The organism is Pseudoalteromonas prydzensis (assembly GCF_001661495.1).
Taxonomy (GTDB): domain Bacteria; phylum Pseudomonadota; class Gammaproteobacteria; order Enterobacterales; family Alteromonadaceae; genus Pseudoalteromonas; species Pseudoalteromonas prydzensis.
In genome coordinates this window covers 291,480-306,899 of record NZ_BDDT01000006.1, presented here as the reverse complement: position 1 = coordinate 306,899, position 15,420 = coordinate 291,480, and the positions used below count along the sequence as shown (strand labels likewise).

General features: G+C 41.5%; 15 protein-coding genes. 11 read left to right on the top strand and 4 right to left on the bottom strand.

Annotated features, from left to right (window positions below):
- The coding region (locus A7968_RS22970) for a transposase (protein WP_208855843.1) at nucleotides 1–148 on the bottom strand (148 nt) is incomplete at its 3' end.
- A gap of 75 nt (nucleotides 149–223) precedes the next feature.
- On the opposite strand from A7968_RS22970, the gene A7968_RS13725 reads away from it, so the two are divergent.
- The 5 genes from A7968_RS13725 (at nucleotide 224) to A7968_RS13705 (ending at nucleotide 4,306) form a co-directional block, all read left to right on the top strand.
- The gene (locus A7968_RS13725) at nucleotides 224–1,228 is read left to right on the top strand and encodes a transposase (RefSeq protein WP_208855842.1); all 1,005 of its coding nucleotides are present in this window, start codon (nucleotides 224–226) and stop codon (nucleotides 1,226–1,228) included.
- Between the two features lie 450 nt (nucleotides 1,229–1,678).
- The gene (locus A7968_RS13720; protein WP_084448208.1) at nucleotides 1,679–2,311 is read left to right on the top strand and encodes a TolB-like translocation protein; all 633 of its coding nucleotides are present in this window, start codon (nucleotides 1,679–1,681) and stop codon (nucleotides 2,309–2,311) included.
- Nucleotides 2,312–2,606: 295 nt separating this feature from the next.
- Nucleotides 2,607–2,957: a hypothetical protein gene (locus A7968_RS23905; RefSeq protein ID WP_208855841.1), complete on the top strand. Its 351-nt coding sequence runs from the start codon at nucleotides 2,607–2,609 to the stop codon at nucleotides 2,955–2,957.
- 74 nt (nucleotides 2,958–3,031) lie between these two features.
- Nucleotides 3,032–3,448 carry a hypothetical protein gene (locus A7968_RS13710; protein ID WP_064667127.1) on the top strand — a complete coding sequence of 139 codons (417 nt, stop codon included), beginning with the start codon at nucleotides 3,032–3,034 and terminating at the stop codon, nucleotides 3,446–3,448.
- 93 nt (nucleotides 3,449–3,541) lie between these two features.
- Nucleotides 3,542–4,306: a fumarylacetoacetate hydrolase family protein gene (locus tag A7968_RS13705; protein WP_064667126.1), complete on the top strand. Its 765-nt coding sequence runs from the start codon at nucleotides 3,542–3,544 to the stop codon at nucleotides 4,304–4,306.
- Nucleotides 4,307–4,421: 115 nt separating this feature from the next.
- Here the strand turns inward: A7968_RS13705 and A7968_RS13700 are convergent, their stop codons facing one another.
- Nucleotides 4,422–5,441, bottom strand: a complete 1,020-nt coding sequence (locus A7968_RS13700; protein WP_064667125.1) for a LacI family DNA-binding transcriptional regulator — start codon at nucleotides 5,439–5,441, stop codon at nucleotides 4,422–4,424.
- 328 nt (nucleotides 5,442–5,769) lie between these two features.
- Between A7968_RS13700 and glk the strand changes: the two genes are divergently transcribed.
- From glk to A7968_RS13670, 6 genes are all read left to right on the top strand, one after another.
- Nucleotides 5,770–6,768 carry a glucokinase gene (gene glk / locus A7968_RS13695; protein ID WP_064667124.1) on the top strand — a complete coding sequence of 333 codons (999 nt, stop codon included), beginning with the start codon at nucleotides 5,770–5,772 and terminating at the stop codon, nucleotides 6,766–6,768.
- A gap of 35 nt (nucleotides 6,769–6,803) precedes the next feature.
- Nucleotides 6,804–7,817 (top strand): LacI family DNA-binding transcriptional regulator, encoded by a 1,014-nt coding sequence (locus A7968_RS13690; RefSeq protein ID WP_064667123.1) that lies wholly within the window; start codon nucleotides 6,804–6,806, stop codon nucleotides 7,815–7,817.
- 566 nt (nucleotides 7,818–8,383) lie between these two features.
- Complete coding sequence (gene edd / locus A7968_RS13685; RefSeq protein WP_064667147.1) at nucleotides 8,384–10,234, top strand: phosphogluconate dehydratase; 1,851 nt, start codon at nucleotides 8,384–8,386, stop codon at nucleotides 10,232–10,234.
- Nucleotides 10,235–10,268: 34 nt separating this feature from the next.
- Entirely contained in the window at nucleotides 10,269–10,889 is a 621-nt protein-coding gene (eda, locus tag A7968_RS13680) for a bifunctional 4-hydroxy-2-oxoglutarate aldolase/2-dehydro-3-deoxy-phosphogluconate aldolase (protein WP_064667122.1), read from the top strand.
- 17 nt (nucleotides 10,890–10,906) lie between these two features.
- Nucleotides 10,907–11,911 (top strand): type I glyceraldehyde-3-phosphate dehydrogenase, encoded by a 1,005-nt coding sequence (gene gap / locus A7968_RS13675; RefSeq protein ID WP_064667121.1) that lies wholly within the window; start codon nucleotides 10,907–10,909, stop codon nucleotides 11,909–11,911.
- A 117-nt stretch (nucleotides 11,912–12,028) separates the two neighbouring features.
- Entirely contained in the window at nucleotides 12,029–13,153 is a 1,125-nt protein-coding gene (locus A7968_RS13670; RefSeq protein WP_064667120.1) for a sterol desaturase family protein, read from the top strand.
- Nucleotides 13,154–13,237: 84 nt separating this feature from the next.
- Here A7968_RS13670 and A7968_RS13665 read toward each other — a convergent pair whose 3' ends face one another.
- Both A7968_RS13665 and A7968_RS13660 read right to left on the bottom strand, forming a co-directional pair.
- On the bottom strand, nucleotides 13,238–14,518 hold the full coding sequence (locus A7968_RS13665) for a leucine-rich repeat-containing protein kinase family protein (protein WP_064667119.1): 1,281 nt from the start codon (nucleotides 14,516–14,518) through the stop codon (nucleotides 13,238–13,240).
- A gap of 96 nt (nucleotides 14,519–14,614) precedes the next feature.
- Nucleotides 14,615–15,328, bottom strand: coding sequence for a YebC/PmpR family DNA-binding transcriptional regulator (locus A7968_RS13660; protein ID WP_064667118.1), 714 nt, complete (start codon nucleotides 15,326–15,328; stop codon nucleotides 14,615–14,617).
- Between the last annotated feature and the right edge of the window lie 92 nt (nucleotides 15,329–15,420).

The following is a 15,420-nucleotide window of genomic DNA, read 5'->3' as shown; positions in this document are numbered from 1 at the left end:
GGTAACGAAAGGTCACATTCCCGTGCTGATTTTCAATGATATTTTGTTCATTAATTACCCCGCGATACAAGTAGCGCGCTAAGTAAGTGAGGGCTTTATCTCCATGCCCTACGTATTTCACATCGGCGGAAAAATAGGACAGGCACATTTATTTGCAAATTTTTTGCAAAATCCATAGCATCAACTACTGTTGTTATATACAGTTTAACTGGAGTTGATATGTATGACCCGGGCAAGAAAAAAGCTTATTGATTTAGCGTCTACACCTTATTATCACTTAATCTCACGATGCGTTAGGCGAGCGTTTTTGTGTGGTGACGATAAATACACAGGTAAAAATTTTGATCATCGTCGGGAGTGGTTAGTAGAGCGAATAAAGTTTTTAAGTAGTGTATTTGCCATAGAAATAGCAGCCTACGCGATTATGAGCAATCACTACCATCTTGTTGTGAACGTTAACCAGCGTCAAGCACTTGATTGGTCTGATGACGAAGTAATTAACCGTTGGTATCTGCTTTATAACGGCCATGTTTTGGTTGATCGCTACTTAAATGGAGAGGAGTTAGATAAGATAAGTTTACTCTTTTTCAATGAGATCATCGCTAAATGGCGAGAAAGACTCTATGACATAAGCTGGTATATGAAAAACCTCAATGAATACATTGCTCGCGAAGCCAATAAAGAAGATAACTGTAAGGGCAAGTATTGGGAAGGGCGCTATAAATCACAAGCATTATTGGATGAAACCGCAATACTTAGTTGCATGGCTTACGTTGATTTGAATCCTATCAGAGCAAACATAGCCGATACGCTTGAAGACAGTGATTTTACTTCAATTCAAGCGCGTATAGCGCATTTCAAAGCCTTCACTATGGACAAAGTTAAAGTAGATCTGCCCCTTAAACAAAAAGATAATATTCAGCATGAAAGTCAGCCATCCCAGCTAAAACCATTTGGTGGCAACCACATCAAAAACACGATCCCTTTTGCCTTACTGGATTACATTGAATTAGTTGATTGGAGTGGCCGCCACATAGATCCAAAGAAAAAAGGGCATATAAACAAAACCATGCCAAAAGTACTGCTCACTTTAAATATAGAAGAAGCGCAATGGCTTGAATCAATAATGCGATTTAGGCAACAGTACTCAAATTTTGCAGGCAGTAAACAACGGTTAAAGCAGCAAGCCGCTAGCAACGATGTGAAATGGTACAAAGGCGCAGGCTGAACGAAGAGCTGCAGCTTTCTTAAGTTGTTATAGCCCCACTAAAGTTGATATGTATGAATAGTGCAAGAAAAAAGCCGATTGATTTAGCATCCACACTTTATTAGCACTTAATCTCACGATGCGTTAGGCGGGCGTTTTTGTGTGGTGATGATAAATACACAGGTAAAAACTTCGATCATCGTCGAGAGTGGCTCGTAGAGCAAATAAAGTTTTTAAGTAGCATACTTACCATAGAAATTGCAGCCTACGCGATTATGAGCAAGGTTACCTGCAACAGGAGAGTTGTTAGTTTATTTGTCACAAATATGTGACTGTCCTTTTTTCTTGTTTTGCAAATATGTGCCTGTCCTTTTTTCTTTCCGGCATCGCGACTTTAGCGGCTCGTTCACGCCAGATTTAACCGAGTTCTACTTCTCCAGAAGGGACGTGGATACGCAACAGTGGTGGTTAATGCGTTTTAAACTTGAGAATAACCAGTGGCAAGAGTCGGTGATTGGCCCCAGAATTGGCCGACCAATACTGTCACCAGATGGCAATACCCTGCATTTGGGTAACAAATACAGGGAACGCACCGCGGATGGTTGGTCAGAGGTAAAAAGCCTTGGTCCGATGTTTGACCGGGAAGATTGGGGCATTATGCGCCTGTCAGCAGCGGCCGATGGTACCTATATATTTGATGATTACAAAAGCAATGATGTGCTCAGAATCTCTGAGGTTAAAAACGGCCAGCGCCAGGCGCCGAGATTGCTGGCCGATCATATTAATTCTGGCAAGTGGACTGCCCATCCGTTTATCGCTCCTGATGAGTCTTACATTATCTGGGATAGTGAGAAAGAACAGGGATTTGGTGATACGGATCTGTATATCAGCTTTCGCCAGCCGGATGGTGCATGGGGTAGTGCAATAAACTTAGGCGATAGCATTAACACTGATGGAACAGAAGCGAGTGGCTATGTATCTCCAGACGGTAAGTATCTTTTCTTTAACCGAAAACCCGTTCGGGATACAGACGGCACACAACCTGAAGGCGATATTTACTGGGTTGATGCAAAAATCATTGAAACCCTAAAGCCTAAGCAGTGATAACTATTGAAATCGAAATAACAACGACGTCATAAGAGACGATGCGCCTTGTGCAATCGTCATAATTTTTGATTAATTTAAGGGACATATGGAGGAAAAAAGAGGAAAAATAGGACAGGCACATTTCATCAAATTAAAAAGCCTTAAAGCTGAGTTAAATGCACTCAAATAAAGCTAATCGGGTAGCTGGAGCTCTCCAGCCCTCATGTTACCCATAATTCATTGTTTTTTAAAGCACCAAGAACAAAGGGTCGCTTGCTCTACATTTTTTGATGAGTTTAAAGGCTTTTATTCTTTGGAATTTTTACAACAGGCATATTTTGTAATTGTTGATGAAATCCCAAAGCCTCATTTTCCAGAGTTACGACACCTTGGGTTAGGTGACTTCATCGATATGGATGTAAATGGAATTACATATAAAAACACTTACTACGTTCTTCCTCATTTAGCATCTAATTTGCTCTATGTGTATTGGTTGAGTTGTAACTATCAAGGTGAGTTTCTTAGCTTAAGTTTTAGCTGGTATAAATTATTTATAATTGGAGGACCGCTATTTTTTAGTGTTGTCCATATCCTCCAGCACCTTTTATGGTTGAAAAATCAACTGCCAGTAAAAATGTTAGATGATGCTGAGCGGATTACATAAAGTATGTTGGCCTAGCAAATATAGTTTAATTTGCTAAATTTAGACTGGTGCAGCTGTTTTCAAGGATGATATTTATGTCGATAATTACCAAAATTGCTTTATTTAGTGTTGCGATCGCAATGACGATTGCATGGTTAGGGTTTGTTATTGGTGATAGCTCAATCTTAAGCGCAATGGGTACTACAATTATTTTATCTATTCCGATACTACTGCCATTTATAGTGTTGTATATCATGGATATGAAATGTAAAAAGCCAATAGAACCTTTGTTTTACTGGCTAGTACTAGGCTCATTTGTTGCCCCTATCATCTTACACCTTGGTTGGAACTACATGATGTTAACAGACATCATGGCAACAGGTTCATTGGACGCTGGACAAGGGTACTGGTTGTTAATAAATCTTTTTGGGGGTTTTAAAGCTTTAATTGTAGGGGCTGCTATTGGTGCTATTTGTCATCTTATTTTTAGCGCTTTTTTCAATGAGAGATAGTAAATTAGCTGCAATTTCACTTTCGTTTATTGTATAAACGCGAACGGATAGTTTATTGCAGGGTCCCGTAGCCCAGCTCATATAGAGAATAATATGGATAATTCAACTCACATACAGGCAATTGCACGTCATTTTATAGCGCAAAGAGACACCGCTGGTGCGCAATCAGATTTACCAACTGGCTTATCATTAACCTGCCTTGAAGAGAGCCTTGCGGTACAACAATTAATGATCGCACTTAATAACCATCAGGTTTTCGGTTGGAAGTGCTTACTGCCCTTAGATGATGGTTCGATTATTTTAGCGCCACTGTTAAGCAAACCTCACTCATCTACGCAAACTTGTAAAGCCTATACGCACACTAACCAAGTACGGGTTGAGCCTGAGATTGCATTTGTATTTGCTCAAGACTTACTTGCGAGAGGGTGTTATAGCGATGAACAGATAGACAATGCTGTAGGCAAAGCCCATATGGCACTTGAACTGATCCAGAACCGCTTTTCTGATGATTACCAGCCAACGCATTTTGAAAAATTAGCCGATGGATTATTTAATCAAGGTATTGTTATCGGCCCTGAAATCAATAAAGCGGATGCTTTTACTGCAGCGCAAATAGAGCTGTCCATCACACAAAATGCTCACAGTAATACACAGGTTGGTAAACACCCGTGTGGACTTGCGCAAGCGCCACTGTATTGGGCGGTCAATTATCTTACGCAGTTAGGTGTAGATATAAAAGCAGGGCAGGTATTTATCACGGGATCGTACTGCGGGGTTATTGATTTAGATACAGACATCAATACCGTAATTTCATATGCGGGGCTTGGTGAATTTAACATCACATTTTCTGCTCGTTAGAAATATGTGGTGAGGGTTTTTGGCTCAAAACTAAACACTAGCCTTGTGGTGTGAAAACTGGCAATCACAAGGCTAAGTATGGGATTTTGTATTTATAGCGACGTATTAATTTACTTTAAATACTTGAACCACGAATGATCAATGATGGCGGTAGTAGGGTGTTTTCTACTACTTCACCACGGATCAATTTTAGTAAATTATCAACCAGCATTTGCCCTGCGAGGGTGGTATCTTGTTGCACTGTGGTCAGTGGCGGGTTAGTAAAACTGGCAACGGCAATGTTGTCGAACCCCACAACATGAACATCATCGGGTACTTTTATACCGGCTTCTTTGAGTGCCCGTATAGCACCAATGGCGATTAAGTCGCTGGCGGCAAATAATGAATTAAAGTGAATGTTGTTGGCTATTAATGAACGAGTGGCATGATAGCCCGATTCTTCGGTGGAAATAGCATTAGCCATTTTACGTTCACTTAGAGTAATACCGTGCTGATTAAATTCGTCCTTAAATCCTTGATAGCGAGCAAAAAATTCAGGACTATGCTCTGATGCATCACCAATAAAGGCGCAGTCTTTTCTATTTGCACGCAATAAATGTGCTGCCGCAAGTTTGCCGCCACCGTAGTTATCACAACTTACAGTGAGATCAGGGCGGTTATCTACACTGGCTCCCCAGCAAACAAATTTGGTGTTTTGCTCAATTAGACTGCTAAATTTGGCTTGGTAATCTACATAATCGCCATAACCTAGCAATATGATGCCGTCAGCACGGTGGCTGTCTTCGTAATCCGCTTGCCAATCGGCACTGGTTGATTGAAAAGATACCAGCAAGTCATAACCTTGGGCAGCGCATGCGCGGGTAATACTGCCAAGCATAGCCAAAAAGAATGGGTTTATTTGTGATTCATCAGCAGTTGGGTCTTCAAACAGTAACAAAGCAAGCGTACTACTTTGTTGGGTTCGTAAGTTACTGGCATTTTTATCAACTTTATAATTAAGTTGTTTAGCTACTTCAAAAACACGTTTACGGGTTTCTTCATTAACCAATGGGCTGTTACGCAACGCGCGCGAAACAGTAGACTGCGATACCCCTGCATAGTGGGCAATGTCAAACGATGTAGCTTTACCTTTCATACACAACCTAATTGCTTTAAGTAAATAAAGTGCAAATAACTCGTGCCATTCTCGTTTATTTGTTGATTTTTACAAGCTATTTATCAGTAATCTAAAATTTTTATTGATTCAACCCTGACACCGGTGTCATAATGTAGACGTTTTATCATTTTGTTGTCAAAACGTATTGGCTGCCCATTTAGTTGGGCAGCATTTTTTATACTAGAGTATCTGCTTTGAGGTGATAGCTCAAAGTTTATCTCATAGCGATAGCAAGACCATTGAAATTACAATAATAAGCTCGGTTATAGCTAAGTATCTAAACCGCTTAGACAAAAGAGAAAACACGATGAACTCCAAGCCAAATTCACAATTCGATCCTATTTTAGTGGCCGACATCGGCGGCACGAATGCCCGTTTTGCTTTAATTACTGCTTTCGACTTAGAAAAAAAACAATTTGTTATTGAGCATAATATTACCTTTCCAAGCGCCAATTTTGGCTCGTTGCAAGGTGCATTAGCGCATTATTTGTCGCAAGTTAGCCATATTCAACCTCGTCGCGCATGTTTAGCCGTAGCGGGACCAATAAAAGCTGGCCAAGTCCATTTGACTAATTTAGGTTGGCATTTTAGCGTGACCGAAGTTAAAGCTGAATTTGATTTAGCGCAACTTGAAGTGATCAACGATTTTGCCGCATTTGCCTATGCAGCACCTTATTTAGATCCGCAACAAAACATTGCAGTTAAAGCCGGACAAGCCGATACTGATGCAAATATTGCAGTAATGGGCCCAGGCACAGGTTTTGGTGCCGCGTGCTTAGTTCGTACAACACAAGCAAGTGCTGTTTTGAGCTGCGAAGCCGGGCATATCACGCTTGCGTCAGTGAATGACCTTGATACTCAATTGATCACTCAGTTACGAAAGCAATTACCGCATGTATCGGTAGAAACGGTGTTTTCAGGGCCTGGTATTGCGCATTTGTATCAAGCAATGGCTGCTGTAAAAGGCGTTGAAGCAAAGAATTTAACGGCTGCACAAATTAGCGAATTAGCAAATAGTGGTGAATGTGAGATTTGCGATGCGACCTTAAACCAATTTTGCGATTGGATAGGCAGTGTAGCAGGGGACCTTGCAATGGCATTTGGTGCGCTTGGCGGTATGTATATTGGTGGTGGTATTTTACCACGTATGCAAGCACGTTTACTTGCTAGTCGTTTTGTTGAGCGTTTTGGTGCTAAAGGGATTATGTCGCAATATGTGGGGCAAATACCTGTGACGCTCGTCACACAAGATAATATTCCACTTATTGGTGCTGCGGCCTGTTTGCACGTCAATGAGCAGTCATAATACATCGCTTATAGGGATGTTATTGGGAAGGTTGGATGAAGAAAGTTACTATAAATAGTGTTGCAAGTTATGCTGGGGTGTCTAAAAAAACCGTTTCACGTGTTTTAAATAATGAGCCTAATGTGAGCGATGCAACCCGTGAAAAAGTGCTCAAAGTATTTAAAGAGCTCGACTACACACCTAACCCTATTGCGCGCGGTTTGGCACAGAATCGTAGTTTTATTATTGGTTGTATTTATGATAACCCGAGTAAAAGTTATATCACACGGGTGCAGACTGGTGCGCTTGCGGCGTGCCAAGAGAACAACTATAACTTGCTGATCCATCCATGTGATCTGCGTGGAGACGCGTTGATCAGTAACATCGAACATTTACTGCAATCTTCTCGCCTTGATGGCTTGGTATTAACGCCACCGTTTTCTGATTTTAAGGTACTGGTTGATTTTCTCAAAAGTAAAAAGATCCCTTATGCACGTGTTGCATCTGCTGTACTTGAAGATGATTCTATTTCAGTACGTAGTAACGATGAGCAAGGTGCTTTTGAGATCACTGAGCACTTAATTAATTTGGGCCATAAGGCGATTGCCTTCATTAAAGGTCACCCTGATCACAGTGCCACCGAACAACGTTTTAAAGGTTATCGACGTGCATTAAGTACCCATGGTATAGAGTTTAATGAACGTTTGGTTGAAGAGGGTAACTTTAGTTATCACTCGGGTGTAGACAGTGCGCGTAGCATTTTAGATTTAACCCCACGCCCTACAGCGGTTTTTGCATCAAACGATTACATGGCCGCTGCGGTGCTTAAATTGGCTACACAGCGCCAATTAAAAGTACCTGATGATATTTCAATTGCGGGTTTTGATAACGCGCCAATTGCACGCCATATTTGGCCGGGCCTGACAACGATCGCGCAGCCAGTCGAAGAGATGACTCAGCAAGCGGTTAATAAACTAATTGAGCATATTGGCGATCCGCAAGAGCAGCCATATCAAGTGACGCTAGAAGCGCGTTTGATCACTCGTGAGTCCACCGCACAAGTTAAATAGCCTTGCCTTGCCAAGGAACCAATTTTCACAGTTGCCCGAGTTTGAGTGACGCTTACTCGGGCATTTTTTTACCTTTTTTTCAGCGCTTAGTTTCCTCAGTAAATAATTTAACTCATTTTGTGAATATATCAGTTAGCTTGATTACATCAGTAATTTATTTTTAGCTAAACATTGATAACTACTTTTAACGGCTTCAATACACTTGCCATTATCTCTGCTTTAAAATTAATTCATTAATATCAATTATTTAATGTGTTTTTGTTAACGCTGTTTTAGTCCTTGTAAAAATAGCTTATTGGCAAAAGTACGATAACGGCTGAAAAATTAATTGTGGTCATTATTTGGTCATTTAAAAAAATTAAACTAAATTTATATGATAAGGTTGACACCGGTGTCACAGTCGTGCGTTAATACAGTGACACCGGTGTCAGGTTGATTGTGAGAGACAACTTGGCAACGTATACCTTTGAACGGGTAAATCAAAGATGCTCAGTGCAAGTTCATTCGTGGAGTATGTACTTGCCACTGAGCCTTTATCCTCTAACCATAGAGATGAGTCGAATTTTATGTTGCATCCTCGTATTCAAGAAGTCACCGAACGCGTTATCGAACGCAGTAAAGCTACTCGCCAAGCCTATTTAGAACGCATTAATCATGCAAAAAAACAAACAAGAGTTCGTTCTGGTTTAGGTTGCGGTAATATTGCTCACGTAATGGCTGCCTGCAGCAGCGATGATAAAGCACGTTTAAAAGCTGATGAGCAGCCAAACTTAGCAATTATCAATTCATACAACGATATGCTATCTGCACACGTGCCTTACAAAGATTACCCTGATTTAATTAAAGACATTGCTACAAAATACGATGCCACTGCCCAAGTCGCAGGTGGTGTACCAGCGATGTGTGATGGTGTTACCCAAGGCCGTGATGGCATGGAGTTATCGCTTTTTTCTCGTGATGTTATTGCTATGTCTACGGCAATTTCGTTATCACACGATGTGTTTGATGGCGTATTCTGTTTAGGTGTGTGTGACAAGATTGTCCCAGGTTTATTAATTGGCGCATTATCATTTGGTCATTTACCTGTTGCGTTTTTACCAGCAGGCCCTATGCAATCGGGTATTCCAAATAAAGAAAAAGCGCGAATTCGTCAAAAGTTTGCCCAAGGCTTAGTAAGCCGTGATGAACTTTTAGAGGCTGAAAGTGCGTCTTATCACAGTGCCGGTACGTGTACTTTCTACGGTACTGCTAACTCAAACCAAATGTTAATGGAAATAATGGGCTTGCACCTTCCTGGAAGCTCGTTTATTAACCCATACACAGAGTTACGCGATGGTTTAACCGGTAATGCGGTAGAAACCATGCTGAAACAGCTTATACAAAGCAAAGATGCAAATTGTTTGGCTGATGTCGTAACAGAGAAAACCATTATTAACGGTTTAGTTGGTTTGTTATCAACGGGTGGCTCTACTAACCATGCTATCCACTTGGTTGCTATTGCTAAAGCGGCTGGTGTTGAGCTGACGTGGAAAGACATGTCGGATTTATCTGAAGTGGTGCCATTACTAACACGTATTTACCCTAACGGTTCGGCAGATGTTAACCACTTCCAAGCAGCCGGTGGTATGGGCTTCTTGATGAAGCAATTAGTTGGCGCTGGTTTCTTACATAATGATGTTAAAACCATTGTTGGTGAAGGCCTTGAAGCTTACACCTGTGAGCCTCGTTTGGATACTGATAACAACTTGATCATGACCGATTCAAACGGCCCAAGTAAAGTTAAGTGGGTGCCGTGTCCTGAAAAGTCATTAGATGAAGAAGTACTTCGTCCAGTAGATAATCCATTCAGCAAGCAAGGTGGCTTACAGTTACTTACAGGTAATTTAGGTAAGGCCGTGATCAAAGTGTCAGCTGTTGCAATAGAACACCAAGTGGTAACAGCACCTGCAAAAGTATTTAGTTCACAAAGTGCATTGCAAGAAGCGTATACACGTGGTGAGTTAAACCAAGATTTCATTGCGGTACTAAAAGAGCAAGGCCCGAAAGCCAAAGGCATGCCAGAGCTACATAAGCTAACGCCAGTCATGGCAACCTTGCAAGATGAAGGCTACAAAGTGGCGATTGTGACTGATGGTCGTATGTCAGGCGCATCAGGTAAAGTGCCAGCTGCCATTCACTTAGCGCCAGAGGCGGTTGAAGGTGGCATTATAGCAAAAATCCATGAAGGTGATTTGGTGACGCTTGATGCACCCGCGGGTATTTTAAAAGTACATGTAAGTGATGAAGAATTAGCAAAGCGTGAATTACAACTTAGCGTACCTAGCTTAACGTTTGGCACAGGCCGTGAGTTGTTCACCGGATTTAGAAATATTGTTAGTAGCGCAGACTTAGGCGCTAGTGCGTTTGGAATAGAATAATAATTAGCCATTCACAGGGTAATGAGGACATACAATGAGCATAGAAAAAATCTTAGCATCGGCACCGGTCGTGCCAGTGGTGGTGATTGATAATTTAGAAGATGCCGCGCCGCTTGCAAGAGCACTTTATAACGGTGGCTTAAAAGCGTTAGAAATTACACTGCGCACGCCAATTGCTGCAGCAGCCGTAAAACTAATGAAAGCCGAAGTACCAGAGGCTTATGTAGGCACAGGTACCGTTGTTGATAAAGCAAGCTTTGAGGCTTCGGTTGCGGCAGGTGCTGACTTTATGGTCAGCCCAGGTGTAAATGATGAGCTGTTAGCTCTTGCTAAAGAGACTGATATTCCATTTTTACCAGGTGCCGCGACGCCTAGTGAAGTGATGAAGTTAGCAAGTCATGGTTTTAAGTTTTTAAAGTTCTTCCCAGCCGAAGCTGCGGGTGGCACTGCAATGCTTAAATCGATAGGCGGGCCATTACCGCAGGTTACGTTTTGTCCAACTGGCGGTATTAGCTTAGCAACTGCACCGAGCTACTTAGCACTGAGTAATGTGATCTGTGTTGGTGGTACTTGGATGCTCGATAAAAAATTGATTGAAAACAAAGACTGGCAAGCCATTGAAGCGCTTGCTCGCCAAGCAAGTGAAATTAAATAATTAAGGGGAGTTTTTAAATGATTAATGTAGCAATTAATGGCTATGGCCGTATCGGTCGCAATGTATTACGCGCGCTTTATGAGTCTGCACAAAATAACGAGATCAAAATTGTGGCAATTAACGATTTAGCACCCGCTAATGTTAATGCTCATTTAACACAATATGATTCAGTGCATGGTCAATTTTCTCATAAAGTAACGCTTGCTGATAACACTATGTTGATTGGTGACGACGTTATTACTCTCACCCAAGAGCGTGATCCTGCTAACCTACCATGGAAAGCATTAAACGTTGATATCGTTTTAGAATGTACGGGTTTTTTCACAAAGCGCGAAGATGCAGCTAAGCACATTACAGCAGGCGCGAAAAAAGTAATCGTATCAGCCCCTGGTACTGATTTAGATGCAACGGTTGTACATGGCGTAAATGACGGCGTGATCAATGCAGACAGTAACATTATTTCAAATGCGTCATGTACGACTAACTGTTTAGCCCCAATTGCAAAGGCAATTAACGATACAGTTGGTATCGAGCAAGGTAGCATGACGACTATTCATGCTTACACAAATGACCAAAACTTGTCAGATGTGTATCACCCAGATCTATACCGTGCGCGTAGTGCAACACAGTCTATGATCCCAACTAAAACAGGTGCTGCAGCAGCCGTTGGTTTAGTATTACCAGAGCTTGCGGGTAAACTTGACGGTATGTCAGTGCGTGTACCGACAATTAACGTATCGTTAGTTGATTTTACCTTTATCACTAAGCGTGATACAACAACTGAAGAAATCAACGAAATAATGAAAGCTGCATCTGTTGGCTCAATGAAAGAAATCTTAGAATACAACGAGCTACCGCTTGTTTCTATCGACTTCAATCATAACCCAGCGTCGTCAATCTTTGATGGCACGCAAACTAAAGCTAATGGCAAACTTGTTAAAGTAATGGCTTGGTATGATAACGAATGGGGTTTCTCAAACCGCATGTTAGACCAAGTTAAGACACTCGGTCAGTATTTATAATTAAGCATGTAAAAGTTTAGCTTTATCCAACAAAGCCGCGACTATCGCGGCTTTTTTACGTTTAGTAATTGGTAATGAATATGCTATTCTAGCGAAAAATTGAAAAAGGATAATTCAATGCTCAGTCATTTACCCCGTCGCGTATTTCGCACCAATCACTTGCAAATTGGTGAAGGAAATATTAGCGGTTATATTGCCTGCTTTTTAGCGATGCTATCATGTTTAGGCGTGCTCGCTTTTCATTTCCCCGAATATTTAACCACCCCTGAACTGAGAAAAAGCTACAGTGTCGAGTTTTTACGGCAACTGATGTTCGCTGCGCTTATCGTAGCTGGTAGCTTAGGATTACTTAACTTTGTGCGTAATAAAAATAAACGCTTAGGTGCGACGGCATGGCTTTTTATTGTACTTGCTATTGTGTTTGGTGGCCCAAATGTTGAGGTAAATGATTTTGCCGATAACACGCCCTATATTGGCCTAGATTGGTTTATCTTAGATTTATTAGGCTCAACCCTAATCTTTATTCTGATTGAAAAATTATTACCCCATCGCAAACAGCAAAAAATATTACGCAGTGAATGGCGCGGTGATTTAAACCACTTTTTCGTTAACCATTTGATTATTGGTTTTGTGCTGTTAGTAACCAATCATTTTGTACACTATGGTTTTGGTTGGGCGGTATCGAGCACCGTACAAGGCTATATCAATCAATTGCCGTTTATTTTGCAAGTGCTGTTAATTATTTTAGTGGCTGATTTGATGCAGTATTTTGTGCATAGGGCTTACCATGAAGTGCCTTTTTTATGGCGTTTTCATGGTATACACCACAGTGCCAAAGAAATGGACTGGTTAGCTGGATCTCGCCAGCATATTTTAGAGATATTAGTCACCCGTAGTTTAGTACTTACGCCAATTTTTGTATTGGGTTTTTCGCAGCAAGTGATCAGCTTATATGTGATCATCGTGGGTTTTCAGGCGGTATTTAACCATGCCAATGTACAGGTGAGATTTGGCTGGTTGAAGTATTTATTGGTTACGCCGCAGTTTCATCATTGGCATCACTCTAGCGATAAAGCAGCCATTGATCGTAACTATGCTGCGCATTTCTCATTTTTAGATTATGTGTTTGGCACTGCCGTAAAAGGTCAACAAGAATGGCCTAAAGCCTACGGCGTAGTGGGAGATTACGTACCAACGGGTATGTTAAAGCAGCAGCTATTTCCGTTTAAAAAGCAAAAGTAGTCTATTTAAAAGCCATTTTCGTGATAAATCACGACCTACAGTTGGCTCGGTGTTTAGTTGTAGGGCTTTAGCTCAAAGCACGACCTAAAGACTAAGGTCGTGCTTTAAAATATCAAACGAGGGGCGTTGTGCCATATCAGCATTCATACACTGACGCGCAAGTGTTATTAACTGTGTTTTATCGCTGGTATCATCAGCGCACACACTCAATAAATCATCAATTAAACAGCCTATTGCTCTAACTTCAATGCGTTGCATTTGCAGGCGCTGATAGTCAGTCAGTGAGTCTAAGTTTGTCGCTGCACCAAAGTCACCAAACAGAACTGTGTATGCATTGTTTATCATGGTGTTGTGTGCATATACATCGCCATGACTTACATTATTGGCATGTAAGTGGGCAAGGGTGCTAAGCATTTGCTTAGCAATGTGTTTAATGACCTGAGCAGTAAACTGGGTATGCTCGGCAAAGGTATCGCGAGTGCAGGTTGCAAGTGATGGCGGTAAGCCAAGATTCTGATAGTCTTTGTTAATAAGCTCCATTACAAGGCCAAGTTGGGCTGGGTTATCGATGTAAGCAAGTACCTTGATAAGGTTACTATGAACGCCTGCTTGCAAGCAGCAGTTTACTTCATCGAGCGGATAACCATCACTGGTAATTGCGCCTTTAAACAGTTTTAACGCCACTTTGTGCTCTTGCCAGTGCGCTAAATGAATAATCCCTGAGGCACCTTCACCAATTTGCTCTACAAGCGAAAACTCAGTGAGTTTTACTTGCTCTAATGCCACATTTTGTAAGCTTTGTGCTTTATTAAACTGATTGCCTGCAAAGGCCAGCCAGCTGAGTTTTGGTAACTCAAACAACCAGTCATCAATATGAGTTAAGTTATTTGCTGATAAACGCACGAGTTCAAGCGCTTGGCAATACTGCATGCTGTGTGGCAATGTCGTTAGCTGGTTACCAGCAAGAGCTAGTTTGCGCAGTTGCGTAAGCTCACCGAAGGACTCTGGCAATTGCTCAAGCTGGTTGTCGGTTAAGATCAGCCATTGTGTTGTGATGGGTAAACAATGTTCGGCAAATTTGCTGATTTGATTGCCTTTAAAAGCAATCATAATAAGGGCTGGGCATTTTGCTAATACGGGTGGAATATGCTGAAATTGATTAAACGATAAAAACACCCGCTTGAGCTTTTTTAAGTTAGCAAATTCGTCGGGCAAATCAGATAAGTTATTATTTGATAAATCGAGTACTTCGAGGGTATCTGCCAAGGTAAAAATTTCGGCTGGGAAGGTGCGGAGCTGCTCAACAAGTTGCAGGCGTTTCGCCCCGGTTAATTGGCCACTGCGTAGCTGTTCAAGGGTATTCAAAATACAAGTCCATTTATTTAGGTAGTTTAACTATTAGCAAATAAAAAAGGCCAATCAAGTTGGCCTTAGTAATCATTTTAGTCAATAAAATTAAAATTAAAATTGTGCGTTGTGGTACACGTTTTGTACGTCGTCACAATCTTCAAGCATGGCTAAAAAGCGTTCCATTACTTCCACGTCTTCGCCTGCAATTGGTGCTGCAATTTGTGGCACAAATGAGATCAAATCTTCATCGAATTCAGTTATACCCATTTCTTCCAGTGCGGTACGGGTGTTGTTGTACTCAGTATGCGGTGCAAACACAGTGACTTTGCCTGCTTCTACTTCTACGTCGGTGACATCAACGTCAGCCATCATCAGTGCTTCAAGCACGGCTTCATCGTCGTCGCCATCAAATACAAAAATAGCAAGGTGATCAAATAAGTGAGATACCGAGTTTTGTGCGCCAATTTTAGCATTGGCTTTAGTAAAGCAAACACGTACATCAGCAAAGGTACGTTTATTGTTGTCAGTTAAGCAATCAACAATGATCATGCAGTTACCTGGGCCGTAGCCTTCGTAGCGAGTTGCTGAATAGTCTTCACCGCCGCCGCCTTTGGCTTTATCAATTGCGCGGTCAATTACGTGTGCGGGGACTTGGTCTTTCTTTGCACGTTCAATTAAGCGACGCAGCGATAGATTGCCATCTGGATCAACGCCACCGTTTTTAGCACAAATATAAATTTCTTTACCATACTTTGAGTAAACTTTAGTTTTAGCACCCGCAGTTTTAGCCATTGAATCTTTTTTGTTTTGGTAAGCTCTTCCCATCTGCGTTTCGCCTTAAATATATTTTTAAAAGTATAAATTTTGTAGTGCCGTATTCTATACCCAAACCACCACTAGATGCGAGCGTCGTTGGA

What these genes read in the sequence shown, in the direction of transcription:
- gap (WP_064667121.1), top strand. Translation starts at nt 10,907, where the DNA reads ATGATTAATGTAGCAATTAATGGCTATGGCCGTATCGGTCGCAATGTA.
- A7968_RS13705 (WP_064667126.1), top strand. Translation starts at nt 3,542, where the DNA reads ATGGATAATTCAACTCACATACAGGCAATTGCACGTCATTTTATAGCG.
- A7968_RS13720 (WP_084448208.1), top strand. Translation starts at nt 1,679, where the DNA reads ATGCGTTTTAAACTTGAGAATAACCAGTGGCAAGAGTCGGTGATTGGC.
- A7968_RS13710 (WP_064667127.1), top strand. Translation starts at nt 3,032, where the DNA reads ATGTCGATAATTACCAAAATTGCTTTATTTAGTGTTGCGATCGCAATG.
- A7968_RS13690 (WP_064667123.1), top strand. Translation starts at nt 6,804, where the DNA reads ATGAAGAAAGTTACTATAAATAGTGTTGCAAGTTATGCTGGGGTGTCT.
- A7968_RS13700 (WP_064667125.1), bottom strand. Translation starts at nt 5,441, where the DNA reads ATGAAAGGTAAAGCTACATCGTTTGACATTGCCCACTATGCAGGGGTA.
- eda (WP_064667122.1), top strand. Translation starts at nt 10,269, where the DNA reads ATGAGCATAGAAAAAATCTTAGCATCGGCACCGGTCGTGCCAGTGGTG.
- edd (WP_064667147.1), top strand. Translation starts at nt 8,384, where the DNA reads ATGTTGCATCCTCGTATTCAAGAAGTCACCGAACGCGTTATCGAACGC.
- A7968_RS13670 (WP_064667120.1), top strand. Translation starts at nt 12,029, where the DNA reads ATGCTCAGTCATTTACCCCGTCGCGTATTTCGCACCAATCACTTGCAA.
- A7968_RS13725 (WP_208855842.1), top strand. Translation starts at nt 224, where the DNA reads ATGACCCGGGCAAGAAAAAAGCTTATTGATTTAGCGTCTACACCTTAT.
- A7968_RS13660 (WP_064667118.1), bottom strand. Translation starts at nt 15,328, where the DNA reads ATGGGAAGAGCTTACCAAAACAAAAAAGATTCAATGGCTAAAACTGCG.
- glk (WP_064667124.1), top strand. Translation starts at nt 5,770, where the DNA reads ATGAACTCCAAGCCAAATTCACAATTCGATCCTATTTTAGTGGCCGAC.